Here is a 14701-nt window from a genome sequence, read left to right as displayed (position 1 = left end):
TGGCAGCATGGGCACTGTGACGTCACCCGCGCCCGTAGAGATCGAACGCACCGAGTCGGCGGAGGAGGTCTTCGCCGTACCCGAGCCCGACGTCCCCTGGGTCACCATCGTGCACAACGACCCGGTCAACCTCATGAGCTATGTGACGTACGTCTTCCAGTCGTACTTCGGCTACACCAAGGACAAGGCCACCAAGCTCATGCTCGACGTCCACCACAAGGGCCGGGCGGTCGTCTCCAGCGGAACCCGCGAGGAGATGGAGCGCGATGTGCAGGCCATGCACGGATACGGTCTGTGGGCCACCCTCCAGCAGGACCGGAAGTAGCGAACCCCTTCAGATGCCCGGACATTTCGAACCGCTTCCCGGCGGCGGCGCGGCCGTCGCGCTCGACGACGTCGAGATCTCCATCATCCGGTCGCTGGCCGTCCAGCTCCTGGAGCTGATCGGTCCCGGCCCGGGCGCCGAGGCCCCCGAGGACCCGCTCGCCGAGCTGTTCGCGGAAGGGCCCAGTGAGCCGCCCGCCGACCCGGTGCTGCGTCGGCTCTTCCCGGACGCCTACAGCGACCCCGAGAAGGTCCCGGACTCGCCCGCCGAGGCCGAGGAACGCCGGGCCCACTCGGCCGAGTTCCGCCGCTTCACCGAGAACGACCTGCGGGCCGGCAAGCGCGAGAACGCACTCGCGGTGATCCGCGCCCTGGACGCGCTCGCCCCGGTGGACGAGGGCGGGGCGGTGCTGAAGCTCGCGCCGCAGGAGTCGAAGCAGTGGCTCGGCGCCCTGAACGACCTGCGCCTCGCGATCGGCTCCCGGCTGGAGATCACCGACGAGGACGACACCGACCTGCTCTACCGGCTTCCGGACGAGGACCCGCGCAAGCCGATGGTGATGGCGTACCTGTGGCTCGGCGGTCTCCAGGAGACCCTCGTGTCCACGCTGCTGCCGTAGCTCCGGCGTAGCCCCGGCGCGGCTCCCGGCGGCCGCCGGGGACGGGCACCGCACGGTGTACGGGTGTTCGCTCAGCGGACGCTCAATTCCGGATAACGATCCCGTCACCCTTGCGGCCGTATTTGTCGCGGTAGTGCGCTCTTTGTCCGCTTCTTTCTGTGGGATGCGCCACATCCCATTCGTGTGATCATTATTGCGGTTGTGATAAATCTTCACGACCGCCCGGCCGACGCCACCCATGTCGGGCCGGGTGCGCCACCGAGCCGACGACCGTCGGCCAGGCACAACTCCATCAATCCGGGGGGATCGAAACCCGATCCGAGGCCGACGAAGGGCCGCGGTTCGGCATGGAGAAAGGCGCACCACACATGACCTCAGCGCAGGTCGATCAGCATCACGACGGCAATGAGGCCGTGCGGGACGGCGAGGGCGGCGAGGGGTACCAGCGCGGGCTCGGGGCCCGGCAGATCCAGATGATCGCCATCGGCGGTGCCATCGGCACCGGCCTGTTCCTCGGCGCGGGCAAGGGCATCTCCAAGGCCGGCCCGAGTCTGATCCTGGCGTACGCCGTCGCGGGCCTCGTCATCTTCCTGATCATGCGGGCACTCGGCGAACTGCTGATGTACCGCCCGGTGTCGGGTTCGTTCTCGGAGTACGCGCGCGAGTTCATCGGCCCCTTCGCGGGCTTCGTCACCGGCTGGACGTACTGGCTGTTCTGGGTGGTCACCGGCATCACCGAGGTCACCGCCGCGGCCGCCTACATGACGTACTGGTTCGCCATCCCGCAGTGGGTCTCGGCACTGATCTTCACGATCGTGCTCTACGCCGCCAACCTGATCTCCGTGAAGCTCTTCGGTGAGCTGGAGTTCTGGTTCTCCATGGTCAAGGTCACCGCGATCATCGGCATGATCCTGATCTGCGTCGGCATCCTCACGTTCGGCTTCTCCGACGCGGGCAGGACCGCCTCCGTCAGCCACCTGTGGAACGACGGCGGCTTCTTCCCGCACGGCGTCGGCAGCACCCTGATGACCCTGCAGATGGTCATGTTCGCCTTCCTCGCCGTCGAGCTGGTCGGCGTGACCGCGGGCGAGTCCAAGGACCCGAAGAAGGTCCTGCCCAAGGCGATCAACACCGTGCCCTGGCGCATCGCCGTCTTCTACGTCGGCGCGCTGATCATGATCCTGTCGGTCGTGCCGTGGACCGAGTTCCACCCGGGCGTGAGCCCCTTCGTGGCGGCCTTCCAGAAGATGGGCCTGTCCGTCGGCGCCGGCATCGTGAACTTCGTCGTCCTGACGGCCGCGCTGTCCTCCTGCAACTCCGGCATGTACTCCACCGGCCGCATGCTGCGCGACCTGGCGCAGAACGGCCAGGGACCCCGGGTGTTCACCAAGCTGACGCGCAGCGGCACCCCGCTCGTCGGCACCACGTTCTCCGCCGCGCTGATGCTCGTCGGCGTCTGGATCAACTACCAGTGGCCGGGCAAGGCGTTCGACTACGTCGTCTCCTTCGCGACCATCTCCGGCATGTGGGCCTGGATCATCATCCTGATCTGCCAGATCCGCTACCGGACCAAGGTCAACCGCGGAGTGCTGCCGCGCAGCGAGTTCCCCGCACCGGGGGCGCCGTTCACCAGCTGGATCGCGCTCGCCTTCATCGGCATGGTGATCGTGCTCATGGGCATCGACAAGGACGCCCGGGTGTCGCTTTACTGTGCTCCGCTGTGGGCCGTGCTCCTCCTCGTCTCCTACCTGGTGCTCAGGCGCCGCAACCCGGAGGCCGCTGCCTTCGTCAAGCGCTGACCTCCTCCCCGGGACGTCCGGCCGCGCGGAGCTCTCGTGGCGCCCCGCCGCGGCCGCCGCTCAGGACGTCCGGCATATGGGCCGGTCCGTACCATCCCTCGGTACGGACCGGCCCATCTGCTTTCCCGCCCGTCTCCCGCCACCACCCTGAACGAGCGCTTCGCGCGCCGCTTATTCTGGCCAGCATGCTGACCATCACCCAGGCCCTCGTCGACCAGATCGTCGCCCACGCGCGCAAGGACCACCCCGACGAGGCGTGCGGCGTCGTGGCCGGCCCGGCGGGCTCGGACCGCCCCGAGCGCTTCGTCCCCATGCTGAACGCGGCGATGTCGCCCACGTTCTACGAGTTCGACTCGGGCGACCTGCTCAAGCTCTACCGCGAGATGGACGACCGCGACGAGGAGCCGGTGGTCATCTACCACTCCCACACCGCCACCGAGGCCCACCCCTCGCGCACCGACATCTCCTACGCCAACGAACCCGGCGCCCACTACGTCCTCGTCTCCACCGCCGACACCGACGGCCTCGGCGATTTCCAGTTCCGTTCCTTCCGGATCGTGGACGGCGAGGTCACGGAGGAGGAGGTCACGGTCGTGGAGGCCTACTGATCTCAGGTGCCGGACGAAATGCGTCCGGCATGCGGGATCACACTCCGGGACCCGGACCGGGAATCGTTACGATGAGCGCATGGTTCTGAACGACGTGAGCGAGAAAGCGCCGGGCATGCTGCTCGTGGCGCGGCTGCACGTCGATCTGTGCAGGCTGAACAGCGCCATCTGTTGACGTTTCCCGCCGCCGTACGGCCGTGAGCCACGGCGCGCGACGCCGTGCGCCCACTTTCCGACCCTTTCCGACAGGAGCCCGCAACCATGGCCATCGAGGTCCGCATCCCGACCATCCTCCGCACGTACACCAACGGTGAGAAGGCGGTGGAGGGCAAGGGGAACACCCTCGCCGCGCTGTTCGCCGACCTCGAGACCCGGCACGCGGGCATTGAGGCCCGCATCGTGGACAACGGTCAGCTGCGCCGCTTCGTCAACGTGTACCTGAACGACGAGGACGTCCGCTTCGTCAAGGGCATCGACACCGAGCTGACCGACGGCGACACCGTGACGATCCTGCCGGCCGTGGCAGGAGGATCTGCCGCGGCGAAGCCGCGTCCGGCCGGGGTGGCGGTCGGGCGGCGGGCGGGAATGCGCTGAGAGGGCGCTGAGCAGCGATGCGCTACGACTCCCCGTTGGCCGCGGTGGGCAACACCCCCTTGGTGCGCCTGCCGCGGCTCTCGCCGTCCGCCGACGTCCGGATCTGGGCCAAGCTGGAGGACCGCAACCCCACCGGCTCGGTCAAGGACCGCCCCGCGCTGCACATGATCGAGCAGGCGGAGAAGGACGGCCGGCTGACCCCGGGCTGCACGATCCTGGAGCCCACCTCCGGCAACACCGGCATCTCGCTGGCCATGGCGGCCAAGCTCAAGGGCTACCGCATGGTGTGCGTGATGCCCGAGAACACCTCGCAGGAGCGCCGGGACCTGCTCGGCATGTGGGGCGCCGAGATCATCTCCTCGCCGGCCGCGGGCGGCTCCAACACGGCCGTGCGCGTGGCCAAGGAACTGGCCGCCGAGCACCCCGACTGGGTGATGCTCTACCAGTACGGCAACCCGGACAACGCCGGCGCCCACTACGCCACGACGGGCCCGGAGATCCTCGCCGACCTGCCGTCGATCACCCACTTCGTCGCCGGCCTCGGCACCACCGGCACCCTGATGGGCGTCGGCCGCTACCTGCGCGAGCACCGCCCGGGCATCCGGATCGTCGCCGCCGAACCGCGCTACGACGACCTGGTCTACGGCCTCCGGAACCTCGACGAGGGCTTCGTACCGGAGCTGTACGACGCCTCGGTCCTCACCACCCGCTTCTCGGTCGGTTCGGCCGACGCGGTCACGCGCACCCGTGAACTCCTCCAGCAGGAGGGCATCTTCGCGGGCGTCTCCACCGGCGCCGCCCTGCACGCGGCGATCGGCGTGGGCCGCAAGGCGGTCAAGGCGGGGGAGTCCGCGGACATCGTCTTCATCGTGGCCGACGGCGGCTGGAAGTACCTGTCCACCGGCGTCTACACGGCGGCCACCACCGAGGAGGCCATCGAGACGCTGCAGGGCCAGCTCTGGGCGTAACGCCGTAACACCGCATTAACGCGCATCAAGCGGTCGCCAGCCCCCTCTCATGAGGGGGCTAAGCCATTCCTATGGCGAGGCAAAGAAATCCCCCCGGTACTGCCGGTCCCGACCCCGCCGGAGCTACGTTCCTCGGCGCACCCTGTCATGTCACGCTCACCCAGAGCCATGTCGGGTGTCTGCGAGTGTCATGCTCATGACTGCGCGGTCCCACCGCCGCTACGCGCGTCACGGGCCTGCCAATCCAGTGAAATCCCCACTTCAACGGAGGCAGTACCCCATGCGTGAGTCACGCCCGAGCAGCCGCAGACGGAGTCTTCGAAGACTCGTCTCCGTCGCCTTCCCCGCCCTCGCCCTCACCGTCGCCGGACTCGCCGCGGCACCCACGGCAGGGGCGGCCCAGGCGGCCACCGCTCCCGCGCCCCACACCTCCAAGGTGACGCAGAACAGCAAGGCCCTGACCGACCCGAAGCGGCAGGCGTTCCACTCGACCGGCAAGGCCGGCCAGAAGGTGCCGACCCAGCACCTGTGCGCCACCGCCAAGCCCGGCGAGGCGTCCTGCTTCGCGCAGCGCCGCACCGACATCAAGCAGCGGCTCGCCGCGGCACTCGCCGCCGCCACCCCCTCCGGCCTCTCGCCGGCCAACCTGCACAGCGCCTACAACCTGCCGACGTCGGCCGGTTCGGGGATGACCGTCGGCATCGTCGACGCCTACAACGACCCCAACGCCGAGTCGGACCTGGCCACTTACCGCTCCACCTACGGCCTGTCCGCCTGCACCAAGGCCAACGGCTGCTTCAAGCAGGTCAGCCAGACCGGTTCCACCACCTCGCTGCCGACCAACGACACCGGCTGGGCCGGTGAAGAGATGCTCGACATCGACATGGTCAGCGCGGTCTGCCCGAACTGCAGCATCGTCCTGGTCGAGGCCAACTCCGCCACCGACTCCGACCTCGGCACCGCCGAGAACGAGGCCGTCGCGCTCGGCGCCAAGTTCGTCTCCAACAGCTGGGGCGGCTCCGAGTCCTCCGCCCAGACCAGCGAGGACTCGCAGTACTTCAAGCACCCGGGCGTCGCGATCACCGTCTCCGCGGGCGACTCCGGCTACGGCGCCGAGTACCCGGCGACCTCCCAGTACGTGACCGCCGTCGGCGGCACCGCGCTCTCCACCGCCTCCAACTCCCGCGGCTGGAGCGAGTCCGTCTGGAACACCTCCAGCACCGAGGGCACCGGCTCCGGCTGCTCGGCGTACGACCCGAAGCCGAGCTGGCAGACCGACACCGGCTGCTCCAAGCGCATGGAGGCCGACGTCTCCGCGGTCGCCGACCCGGCCACCGGCGTGGCGGTCTACGACACCTTCGGCGGCTCCGGCTGGGCGGTCTACGGCGGCACCAGCGCCTCCTCGCCGATCATCGCGAGCGTCTACGCACTCGCGGGCACCCCGGGCGCGAGCGACTACCCGGCGAAGTACCCCTACAGCCACACCGGCAACCTGTACGACGTGACGAGCGGCAGCAACGGCTCCTGCTCCCCCTCGTACTTCTGCACCGCGGGCACCGGCTACGACGGCCCGACCGGCTGGGGCACCCCGAACGGCACCGCCGCCTTCACCTCCGGTGGCAGCAGCGGCGGCAACACGGTGACCGTCACCAACCCGGGCAGCCAGTCCACCACCACGGGCAGCTCGGCCAGCCTGCAGATCAAGGCCTCCGACAGCGGCGGCGCCTCCCTGACCTACAGCGCCTCCGGCCTGCCGACCGGCCTGTCGATCAACAGCTCCACCGGCCTGATCTCCGGCACGGCGTCCGCCGCGGGCACCTACCAGGTCACCGTCACCGCGACCGACTCCACCGGCGCGACCGGCTCGACCTCCTTCACCTGGACCGTCGGCACCTCCGGCGGCGGTGGCTGCACCTCCTCCCAGCTGGTGGCGAACCCGGGCTTCGAGTCGGGCAGCACCGGCTGGACCGCGACCAGCGGCGTCATCACCAACGACACCGGTGAGGCGGCCCACAGCGGCTCCTACTACGCCTGGCTCGACGGCTACGGCTCCTCGCACACCGACACCCTGTCCCAGTCGGTGACCATCCCGGCCGGCTGCAAGGCGAGCTTCACCTTCTACCTGCACATCGACACCGCCGAGACCGGCAGCACCGCGTACGACAAGCTGACGGTGAGCGCCGGTTCGACGACCCTGGCGAGCTACTCGAACCTCAACGCCAACACGGGGTACGCGCAGAAGACCTTCGACCTGTCCTCGTTCGCGGGCCAGACGGTCACCCTGAAGTTCAACGGTGTCGAGGACTCCTCCCTCCAGACCAGCTTCGTCATCGACGACACGGCCGTGACGACCAGCTGATCCGCACCCTCCGCAGCACCTGAACCACTTGTGATCCCGCACGCGGAAGGAAAGACTCCGTGTGCGGGATCCGTTCGTCGTGCCGGTACGTCTCATCTGCACCAGGCGGCCGACTCCCCACGGCCACGGCAGAAAGGCGAAACCCATGCGTCGTAGCGCGACGTCCCTCGCAGCCCTCGCGGCCGCGGTGCTGCTGCTCGCCGGATGCGGCTCCAAGAGCGACACCGGCGCCCAGGGCGGCAAGGGCGGCAAGGGCACGGACACCGGAAGTGCCGGCAAGGTCTCACCCTCGGCACCGGCCTCCGGCGGCTGTGCCTCCGCCGTCGACCTGAAGGCGACCGACGCCGGCCGCACGGTCTGCGTGGCCAAGGGCGGCGAGGTCCGGCTGACCCTGGAGGGCACCAAGTCCCGCCCCTGGAAGCCGGTCCAGGCGAGCGGCACCGCTCTGAAGGCGATCAACACCGGCCTCGTCATCCGGCCGGGCCAGGCCACGGCCACCTACCACGCCGTGGCGGCCGGCACCGAGAAGCTGACCTCGTCCCGCCCCATGTGCGCGCAGCCGACGAAGCCCGGCGAGGTGTCGTGCATGGGCCTCCAGGAGTGGGCGGTCACGGTGACCGTGAAGTAGGCGATCCCGTGACGTAGGCGGTCCTCAGCCCGCGAGATGCCGGACCTGGTCCCACAGCACCGGGTCCACCACACCCACCCGGCGCCGGAAGTCGCCGACCGGCACCTCGCGCAGTTCGTCGGTCTCCAGGAAGCTGGGCCTGCCCCGGGCGTCGCCGACCGCGCCCGGGGGCAGCGGGATCACCCCGGACCGCTCGTCGTGGTACTTGCTGGTGATCTTCGCGACCGTGGCCCGGTTCCCGCGCACCGCCAGCACCAGACACGGCCGGTCCCTCGCCTCGGCCCGGTCCTCGTAGGGAACCTCTGCCCACCAGATGTCCCCGGGGACCGGCCGTCCGTCACGCGTGTGCGTACCGGCGCGGCCCGGCGGCCGCAGCCGCCGCCCGCCGGGCCGGCGACCCCGCCCCCAGCCGTCGACGAGCGTGGCGACCAGCGCGAGCAGTACCACCGCCGCGAGCGCCAGCCACCAGGACGTGTCCATACGACGACGGTACCGGCGCGCGCTGTGAATCGCGCGCCCTTGGCGGTTGCTTCTGCGCCCCCCTTTCCAGCCGAACCGGTGACAGCGCAGGTGAGTTCGCCCACAACGGCCCTTTGCGGAGGAGCGACCCGTGCTTTCGCGCCTTACGCTCGACAAACCGCACGACCCCCGTTTTCCCGCCCATTTGATCTTGCCGTTCCGATCTTCACCGCCAACGGAGGTTTCTGCTTCATGAAGCTCACCGTCGTCGGCTGCTCGGGGTCGTTCCCGTCCGCGGAATCGGCCTGCTCGAGCTACCTCGTCGAGGCCGACGGCTTCCGGCTGCTTCTCGACATGGGCAACGGCGCCCTGGGCGAGCTGCAGCGCCACTGCGGTCTCTACGACCTCGACGCGATCTTCCTCAGCCATCTGCACGCCGACCACTGCATCGACATGCTGGCGTACTTCGTCGCGCGGTACTACCGCCACGACGGCGGCCGCTGCGACCCCATCCCGGTCTACGGCCCCGAAGGCACCGAACACCGCCTCACCACGGCGTACGCCGACACCCCCTCCGCCTCCTCGATGAGCGAGGTCTTCGACTTCCACACGGTCAAGCCCTCCACGTTCGAGATCGGCCCCTTCACGGTCCACACCGACCTGGTCCGCCATCCCGTCGAGGCGTACGGCATCCGCGTCGAGCACGCCGGGAGGTCCCTGACGTACTCCGGGGACACGGGCGTGACCGAGGCCCTGGACGAGCTGGCCCGGGACACCGACCTGTTCCTGTGCGAGGCCGCGTTCACGCACGGCAAGGAGGACATCCCCGACCTCCACCTCAACGGCCGTGAGGCGGGTGAGTCGGCCGCGCGCGCCGGCGCCCGGCGCCTGGTCCTCACCCACATCCCGCCGTGGACCGACCCGGAGGCCAACCTCCGTGACGCGCGCGAGGTGTTCGACGGCCCGGTGCACCTGGCCGCGCCGAGGGCGACGTACGAGATCTGAGACCACGTACGAGAAAGGCCCCGGAACCGAACGGGTTCCGGGGCCTTCGCGCGGAGCGCTATGCCTTCGTCAGGTCCTCGACCTCCTCCTCGGGCTCGCGGCCCGGGGTGGGGAGGTTGAACCTGGTGATCGCGAAGCGGAAGACCGCGTAGTAGATCGCCGCGAACACCAGGCCGATCGGGATGATCAGCCAGGGCTTGGTCGCGAGGTTCCAGTTGAGCGCGTAGTCGATGAAGCCCGCGGAGAAGGTGAAGCCCGCGTGCACGCCGAGCGCCCAGGTGACCGCCATGGACAGGGCCGTCAGCACCGCGTGGATCGCGTACAGCATCGGCGCGATGAACATGAACGAGAACTCGATGGGCTCGGTGACACCGGTGACGAAGGAGGTCAGCGCGAGGGAGATCATCATGCCGAGGACGGCCTTGCGGCGCTCGGGGCGGGCGGAGTGCGCGATGGCCAGGGCGGCCGCCGGCAGACCGAACATCATGATCGGGAAGAAGCCGGACATGAACATACCGGCGTGCGGGTCACCGGCGAAGAAGCGGTTGAGGTCACCGTGGACGATCTGACCGGCGGAGTTCTTGTAGTCGCCGATCTGGAACCAGGAGACGGTGTTCACGAACTGGTGCATGCCGACCGGGATCAGCGCACGGTTGACCAGACCGAACAGACCCGCGCCCAGCGCGCCGAGACCGGTGATCCACTCGCCGGCGTGGGAGATGCCCTCACCGACGGGCTTCCAGACCAGACCGAAGAAGACACCCATGAGCGTGCCGACGAAGGCCATGATGATCGGCACCAGCCGGCGGCCGTTGAAGAAGCCGAGCCAGTCCACCAGCTTCTTGCGGTGGTAGCGCTGCCACAGCACGGCGGCGAACAGACCCATCAGGATGCCGCCGAGCACACCGGGGTTGTTGTAGGTGGCCTCGACTATCTTGCCGCTCTCGATGTGCTGCTGGGTCAGCGGGAACGCCTTCAGCACGTTGCTGTAGACCAGGAAGCCGACCAGGGCGGCGAGCGCCGTCGAGCCGTCGGACTTCTTGGCGAAGCCGATCGCGACACCGATGCAGAACAGCATCGGGAGGTTGTCGAAGATCGCACCACCGGCCGTGGCGAACACCGCCGTGACCTTGTCGGGCAGGTGCAGCTTGTCGTGGACGTCCTGCTGCCCCAGCCGCAGCAGGATGCCCGCCGCCGGCAGTACGGCGATCGGCAGCTGGAGACTGCGGCCGACCTTCTGCAGGCCCTGGAACAGGCCGGATCCCCGCTTCTTCGCGGGAGCCGCCGTGGCGGTGGCGGTGCTCATGGTGGGTTCCTCCATCGGTGGTGGTCTACACCACTCAGTGGTGTAGACCTGTTGTAGCACGATGAAGGTGGGATAAGGAACCACGAAATCCGCTACCGGAACGCTACGCGGTGTGCCGGTGTGCTAAAGGGATCGGGCCCGGCTCAGGCCTTGGTGATGTCCTCGACCTCGTCCTCGGGCTCCCGGCCCGGCGTCCGCAGGTCGAACCGCGTGATCGCGAACCGGAAGACGGTGTAGTAGACCGCCGCGAAGCACAGGCCGATCGGGATGATCGCCCACGGTCTCGTCGCCAGGTTCCAGTTGATCACGTAGTCGATCAGGCCCGCCGAGAAGCTGAAGCCGTCGTGGACCCCGAGCCCCCACGTCACCGCCATCGAGACACCGGTGAGCACGGCGTGGGCGGCGTACAGCAGGGGCGCGATGAAGAGGAAGGAGTACTCGATGGGTTCGGTGATGCCCGTCACGAACGACGTCAGCGCCACCGAGAGCATGAGACCGCCGACCTCCTTGCGGCGGCTCGGTTTCGCGCAGTGCGTGATGGCCAGCGCGGCGGCCGGCAGCGCGAACATCATGATCGGGAAGAAGCCCGAGGTGAACTGCCCCGCGTTCGGGTCGCCGGCCAGGAACATGTTGATGTCGCCGTGCACCACCGTGCCGTCCGGCTTGGTGAAGCTGCCGAACTGGAACCAGATGGGCACGTTCAGGAACTGGTGCAGGCCGACCACCAGCAGCGCGCGGTTCGCCAGCCCGAAGACACCCGCGCCCCAGGCACCGGCATCCCGCAGCCAGTAGCTGAAGCTCTCCAGCCCGCTGCCGATCGGCGGCCAGATCCACAGGCACAGCGCCGCGAACACGATCGCGACGAACGCCATGATGATGGGCACCAGCCGGCGGCCGTTGAAGAAGCCCAGCCAGTCCACCAGCTTCGTGCGGTGGAACCGCGCCCAGAAGAAGGCGGCCAGCAGACCCATCACGATGCCGCCGAAGACGCCCGGGTTCTGGAAGGTGTAGGGCGTCACCGACCCCACGCCCGCGCCGGTGCTGACCTGGCAGCCGATCTGCGGGATCGCCTTCGAGCCGCCCGGGCAGGACTCGGGGAACTGGTGCAGCACGCCGTAGTAGACGAGGAACCCGGCCACCGCCGCGAGCGCGGTCGAGCCGTCCGCCTTCTTCGCCATGCCGATGGCCACACCCACGCAGAACAGCAGCGGCAGACCGAGCGAGCCGTCGAGCAGGGCGCCGCCCGCGCCCGTCATCAGTTTGGACACGTCCGTCCAGCCCAGTCCGTCCTTGCCGAACACGTCCGGCTGGCCGAGGCGGTTGAGGATGCCGGCCGCGGGCAGTACGGCGATGGGCAACTGGAGGCTGCGGCCCATCTTCTGCAGGCCCTGGAAGGCGCGGTTCCACCGGGCGCGGGCTGGACTCACCTCGGCCTCTGTGCTCATCGGTTGGCGACCGCCTGTCCTGTGGTGTAGACCAGTCGTGGACGATTGGGTTTGCTGTGACGTCATCCTTCGGTACGCACGGCGCAATCGCTCGTGAAGTTGGGCCAACCGTGCGTGAGGAGAGCAAATGGCCAGCAAGGCTGAGAAGATCGTCGCCGGCCTCGGCGGTATCGACAACATCGACGAGATCGAGGGATGCATCACCCGGCTGCGCACCGAGGTGCACGACGCCTCCAAGGTCGACGAGGCCGCCCTGAAGGCCGCCGGCGCCCACGGCGTCGTCAAGATGGGCACCGCCATCCAGGTCGTCATCGGCACCGACGCCGACCCGATCGCCGCGGAGATCGAAGACATGATGTGAACCGCACCGGTTCACCTGTAAGGGGCTCTTCCCGACGCGGGAGGAGCCCCTTCCCCGTGTGCGGCTAGGCTCGTCGCCATGTCTCGCATCGACGGCCGTACCCCCGAACAGCTCCGCCCGGTCACCATCCAGCGCGGATGGAGCAAGCACGCCGAGGGCTCCGTCCTCGTCTCCTTCGGCGACACCAAGGTGTTCTGCACCGCCTCCGTGACCGAGGGCGTCCCGCGCTGGCGCAAGGGCAGCGGCGAGGGCTGGGTCACCGCGGAGTACTCCATGCTGCCCCGCGCCACCAACACCCGCGGCGACCGCGAGTCCGTCAAGGGCAAGATCGGCGGCCGTACCCACGAGATCTCCCGCCTCATCGGCCGCTCCCTGCGCGCCGTCATCGACTACAAGGCGCTCGGCGAGAACACCATCGTCCTCGACTGCGACGTCCTCCAGGCCGACGGCGGCACCCGTACGGCCGCCATCACCGGCGCGTACGTCGCCCTCGCCGACGCCGTCGCCTGGGCCCGGGGCAAGAAGCTGATCAAGGCCGGCCGCCAGCCGCTCACCGGCACCGTCTCCGCCGTCTCCGTCGGCATCGTCGGCGGCGTCCCCCTCCTCGACCTCTGCTACGAGGAGGACGTGCGCGCCGAGACCGACATGAACGTCGTCTGCACCGGCGACGGCCGCTTCGTCGAGGTCCAGGGCACCGCCGAGGCCGAGCCCTTCGCCCGCGACGAACTGAACGCCCTGCTCGACCTCGCCGTGAGCGGCTGCGACGAACTGGCCCGGATCCAGCGCGCCACGCTGGACGCCACGCTCGGGAAGTAAAGCGCGGACCAACAGGAGGGGCGCGCGGGGGCAACCCGCGCGCCCCTTCCCGGCGTCCTTCGGGTACAGCAGCTGGACACAGCAGCCCGACCAGAGGAGGGGACCACCATCATGGCCGTCAGCCGACGCCGTCGTCTCACCGCCGCCGCCGTCGTCGCGGCGACCGTCGCACTCACCGCCGGCCTGGCCACCGGATGCGACAGCGTCGACAAGGCCCTCGACTGCGTGCACACCGCCGACTCCATCGCCGACAACGTCACCGGCCTGCAACAGGCCGTCGAGAACGCGGCGAACGACCCGACCCGGGCCGACGACTCGCTGAACGCCATCGAGAAGAACCTCGACAAGATCGGCGACAAGACCGACCACACGGACGTCAACAAGGCGGTGGACGACGTGAAGAAGGCCGTGGACAACGTTCGTACGGCCATCAGGAACGGGGACAGGACACCGGACCTGAACCCGGTGACGGACGCGGCCGGCGAGCTGACCAAGGTCTGCACGAAGTAGGGCGAGTGGACGCGCCCCGAAGGGGCGCGGGGCCGTGTCGACATGCGGCTCCGCCGCGCGGGCGCGAACAACCACGACGTACCCGCGGCCGCCGACGGCGCTCAGTACTCCCGGTCCCGGCGTTCCCTCCGCAGCTCGCGCCGCCCCTCGTGCCGCTCCCGCTGGAGTTCTCGCCGTGACTCCCGCCGCTCCACCCGCTCCTGCCGCCGCCGCTCCTTGAGACGGAGCTGTTCCGCCCGGGTCACCTTGCGTGACACCCCGACCCCGCCCCAGAAGGCGAACCCGCCGATGACCACGCGCGGCGCGCCCGGCTCGGGCGGACCGTCGTCGTCCCGGGGGTGGTCGAAGCCGCCCATGACGCCGATGCCCCGGACGACGACCTCGACCCCAGGCGGCACGGTGACCTGCAGGCCGCCCATGATCGCCACGCAGTTGATCTCGACCTCGCGGTCCGCGAAGTCCGCCTCGCGCAGATCGATCTCGCCGCCGCCCATGAACGCGAAGCAGTTGAACCGCTTCGGCACCGTCCAGCGGCCCTTGCGCTCGAACCCCGACAGGATCGCCACCCCGCCCGCCGAGGACCCCTCGCCGCCGACGATCCGGGACGCCCAACTCCCGCTCTCCGCAGGCGCCTTGGTGAACGACACCGGGGCGGGCGGCGCCGCCGCGGCGGCCGTCGGCAGATCGCGGGTGAGCGGGGTCAGCTCGCCGTAGGTGCGCGCCCGGTAGGCCGCCTCCAGCCGCTCCTCGAACTCCGCCATGTCGAGCCGGCCCTCGGCCAGCGCGTCCCGCAGCACCTCGGCCACGCGCTCACGGTCGGCGTCGGAGGCCCGAAGATCGGGAGTGGGGGCGGGAGCGGGAGCAGGGGCCCGGTGGTCCGGGACCGAGTCGTCGGTCAT

The 14701-nt window shown here is 69.4% G+C and carries 17 protein-coding genes; 13 read left to right on the top strand and 4 right to left on the bottom strand.

Translation table 11 applies throughout. The features are described 5' to 3' along the window. Positions 1–7: 7 nt before the first annotated feature. The 9 genes from clpS (at position 8) to BIV23_RS28375 (ending at position 7900) form a co-directional block, all read left to right on the top strand. The gene (clpS, locus tag BIV23_RS28410; RefSeq protein WP_071372255.1) at positions 8–325 is read left to right on the top strand and encodes an ATP-dependent Clp protease adapter ClpS; all 318 of its coding nucleotides are present in this window, start codon (positions 8–10) and stop codon (positions 323–325) included. Between the two features lie 13 nt (positions 326–338). Then, positions 339–944 (top strand): DUF2017 domain-containing protein, encoded by a 606-nt coding sequence (locus BIV23_RS28405; RefSeq protein ID WP_071383824.1) that lies wholly within the window; start codon positions 339–341, stop codon positions 942–944. Positions 945–1312: 368 nt separating this feature from the next. Further along, positions 1313–2743 carry an amino acid permease gene (locus BIV23_RS28400; protein WP_071383823.1) on the top strand — a complete coding sequence of 477 codons (1431 nt, stop codon included), beginning with the start codon at positions 1313–1315 and terminating at the stop codon, positions 2741–2743. A 185-nt stretch (positions 2744–2928) separates the two neighbouring features. Further along, positions 2929–3351 (top strand): M67 family metallopeptidase, encoded by a 423-nt coding sequence (locus BIV23_RS28395; RefSeq protein ID WP_071383822.1) that lies wholly within the window; start codon positions 2929–2931, stop codon positions 3349–3351. A gap of 79 nt (positions 3352–3430) precedes the next feature. Then, positions 3431–3526: a putative leader peptide gene (locus BIV23_RS53625; protein ID WP_023550193.1), complete on the top strand. Its 96-nt coding sequence runs from the start codon at positions 3431–3433 to the stop codon at positions 3524–3526. A gap of 86 nt (positions 3527–3612) precedes the next feature. After that, complete coding sequence (locus tag BIV23_RS28390; protein ID WP_071383821.1) at positions 3613–3945, top strand: MoaD/ThiS family protein; 333 nt, start codon at positions 3613–3615, stop codon at positions 3943–3945. 17 nt (positions 3946–3962) lie between these two features. Then, positions 3963–4913, top strand: coding sequence for a PLP-dependent cysteine synthase family protein (locus BIV23_RS28385; RefSeq protein ID WP_071383820.1), 951 nt, complete (start codon positions 3963–3965; stop codon positions 4911–4913). 280 nt (positions 4914–5193) lie between these two features. Next, the gene (locus tag BIV23_RS28380) at positions 5194–7272 is read left to right on the top strand and encodes a putative Ig domain-containing protein (RefSeq protein WP_071383819.1); all 2079 of its coding nucleotides are present in this window, start codon (positions 5194–5196) and stop codon (positions 7270–7272) included. 145 nt (positions 7273–7417) lie between these two features. Then, positions 7418–7900 (top strand): hypothetical protein, encoded by a 483-nt coding sequence (locus BIV23_RS28375; RefSeq protein WP_071383904.1) that lies wholly within the window; start codon positions 7418–7420, stop codon positions 7898–7900. A 24-nt stretch (positions 7901–7924) separates the two neighbouring features. On the opposite strand, the gene BIV23_RS28370 is transcribed toward BIV23_RS28375, so the two are convergent. Next, entirely contained in the window at positions 7925–8380 is a 456-nt protein-coding gene (locus tag BIV23_RS28370) for a type II toxin-antitoxin system PemK/MazF family toxin (protein WP_071383818.1), read from the bottom strand. A gap of 231 nt (positions 8381–8611) precedes the next feature. Between BIV23_RS28370 and BIV23_RS28365 the strand changes: the two genes are divergently transcribed. Then, positions 8612–9364, top strand: coding sequence for an MBL fold metallo-hydrolase (locus BIV23_RS28365; RefSeq protein ID WP_071383817.1), 753 nt, complete (start codon positions 8612–8614; stop codon positions 9362–9364). A 58-nt stretch (positions 9365–9422) separates the two neighbouring features. On the opposite strand, the gene BIV23_RS28360 is transcribed toward BIV23_RS28365, so the two are convergent. After that, on the bottom strand, positions 9423–10670 hold the full coding sequence (locus BIV23_RS28360; protein WP_071383903.1) for a PTS transporter subunit EIIC: 1248 nt from the start codon (positions 10668–10670) through the stop codon (positions 9423–9425). Between the two features lie 143 nt (positions 10671–10813). Continuing rightward, on the bottom strand, positions 10814–12115 hold the full coding sequence (locus BIV23_RS28355; RefSeq protein ID WP_071383816.1) for a PTS transporter subunit EIIC: 1302 nt from the start codon (positions 12113–12115) through the stop codon (positions 10814–10816). Positions 12116–12242: 127 nt separating this feature from the next. Between BIV23_RS28355 and BIV23_RS28350 the strand changes: the two genes are divergently transcribed. The 3 genes from BIV23_RS28350 (at position 12243) to BIV23_RS28340 (ending at position 13802) form a co-directional block, all read left to right on the top strand. Further along, entirely contained in the window at positions 12243–12476 is a 234-nt protein-coding gene (locus BIV23_RS28350) for a PTS sugar transporter subunit IIB (RefSeq protein WP_071383815.1), read from the top strand. Positions 12477–12554: 78 nt separating this feature from the next. After that, the gene (gene rph, locus BIV23_RS28345; protein ID WP_071383814.1) at positions 12555–13292 is read left to right on the top strand and encodes a ribonuclease PH; all 738 of its coding nucleotides are present in this window, start codon (positions 12555–12557) and stop codon (positions 13290–13292) included. 111 nt (positions 13293–13403) lie between these two features. Continuing rightward, on the top strand, positions 13404–13802 hold the full coding sequence (locus BIV23_RS28340) for a hypothetical protein (protein WP_071383813.1): 399 nt from the start codon (positions 13404–13406) through the stop codon (positions 13800–13802). Between the two features lie 101 nt (positions 13803–13903). On the opposite strand, the gene BIV23_RS28335 is transcribed toward BIV23_RS28340, so the two are convergent. Beyond that, positions 13904–14701 carry a DUF1707 SHOCT-like domain-containing protein gene (locus BIV23_RS28335; protein WP_071383812.1) on the bottom strand — a complete coding sequence of 266 codons (798 nt, stop codon included), beginning with the start codon at positions 14699–14701 and terminating at the stop codon, positions 13904–13906.

This window comes from Streptomyces monashensis, assembly GCF_001866665.1.
GTDB classification, from domain to species: domain Bacteria; phylum Actinomycetota; class Actinomycetes; order Streptomycetales; family Streptomycetaceae; genus Streptomyces; species Streptomyces monashensis.
Note: the sequence above shows the minus strand (reverse complement) of the source record. Positions and strands in the feature narration are given on the sequence as shown.

Excerpts from the sequence above, each read along its gene's own strand:
- clpS (WP_071372255.1), top strand. The coding sequence starts at position 8 with ATGGGCACTGTGACGTCACCCGCGCCCGTAGAGATCGAACGCACCGAG.
- BIV23_RS28405 (WP_071383824.1), top strand. The coding sequence starts at position 339 with ATGCCCGGACATTTCGAACCGCTTCCCGGCGGCGGCGCGGCCGTCGCG.
- BIV23_RS28400 (WP_071383823.1), top strand. The coding sequence starts at position 1,313 with ATGACCTCAGCGCAGGTCGATCAGCATCACGACGGCAATGAGGCCGTG.
- BIV23_RS28395 (WP_071383822.1), top strand. The coding sequence starts at position 2,929 with ATGCTGACCATCACCCAGGCCCTCGTCGACCAGATCGTCGCCCACGCG.
- BIV23_RS53625 (WP_023550193.1), top strand. The coding sequence starts at position 3,431 with ATGGTTCTGAACGACGTGAGCGAGAAAGCGCCGGGCATGCTGCTCGTG.
- BIV23_RS28390 (WP_071383821.1), top strand. The coding sequence starts at position 3,613 with ATGGCCATCGAGGTCCGCATCCCGACCATCCTCCGCACGTACACCAAC.
- BIV23_RS28385 (WP_071383820.1), top strand. The coding sequence starts at position 3,963 with ATGCGCTACGACTCCCCGTTGGCCGCGGTGGGCAACACCCCCTTGGTG.
- BIV23_RS28380 (WP_071383819.1), top strand. The coding sequence starts at position 5,194 with ATGCGTGAGTCACGCCCGAGCAGCCGCAGACGGAGTCTTCGAAGACTC.
- BIV23_RS28375 (WP_071383904.1), top strand. The coding sequence starts at position 7,418 with ATGCGTCGTAGCGCGACGTCCCTCGCAGCCCTCGCGGCCGCGGTGCTG.
- BIV23_RS28370 (WP_071383818.1), bottom strand. The coding sequence starts at position 8,380 with ATGGACACGTCCTGGTGGCTGGCGCTCGCGGCGGTGGTACTGCTCGCG.
- BIV23_RS28365 (WP_071383817.1), top strand. The coding sequence starts at position 8,612 with ATGAAGCTCACCGTCGTCGGCTGCTCGGGGTCGTTCCCGTCCGCGGAA.
- BIV23_RS28360 (WP_071383903.1), bottom strand. The coding sequence starts at position 10,670 with ATGAGCACCGCCACCGCCACGGCGGCTCCCGCGAAGAAGCGGGGATCC.
- BIV23_RS28355 (WP_071383816.1), bottom strand. The coding sequence starts at position 12,115 with ATGAGCACAGAGGCCGAGGTGAGTCCAGCCCGCGCCCGGTGGAACCGC.
- BIV23_RS28350 (WP_071383815.1), top strand. The coding sequence starts at position 12,243 with ATGGCCAGCAAGGCTGAGAAGATCGTCGCCGGCCTCGGCGGTATCGAC.
- rph (WP_071383814.1), top strand. The coding sequence starts at position 12,555 with ATGTCTCGCATCGACGGCCGTACCCCCGAACAGCTCCGCCCGGTCACC.
- BIV23_RS28340 (WP_071383813.1), top strand. The coding sequence starts at position 13,404 with ATGGCCGTCAGCCGACGCCGTCGTCTCACCGCCGCCGCCGTCGTCGCG.
- BIV23_RS28335 (WP_071383812.1), bottom strand. The coding sequence starts at position 14,701 with ATGACCGACGACTCGGTCCCGGACCACCGGGCCCCTGCTCCCGCTCCC.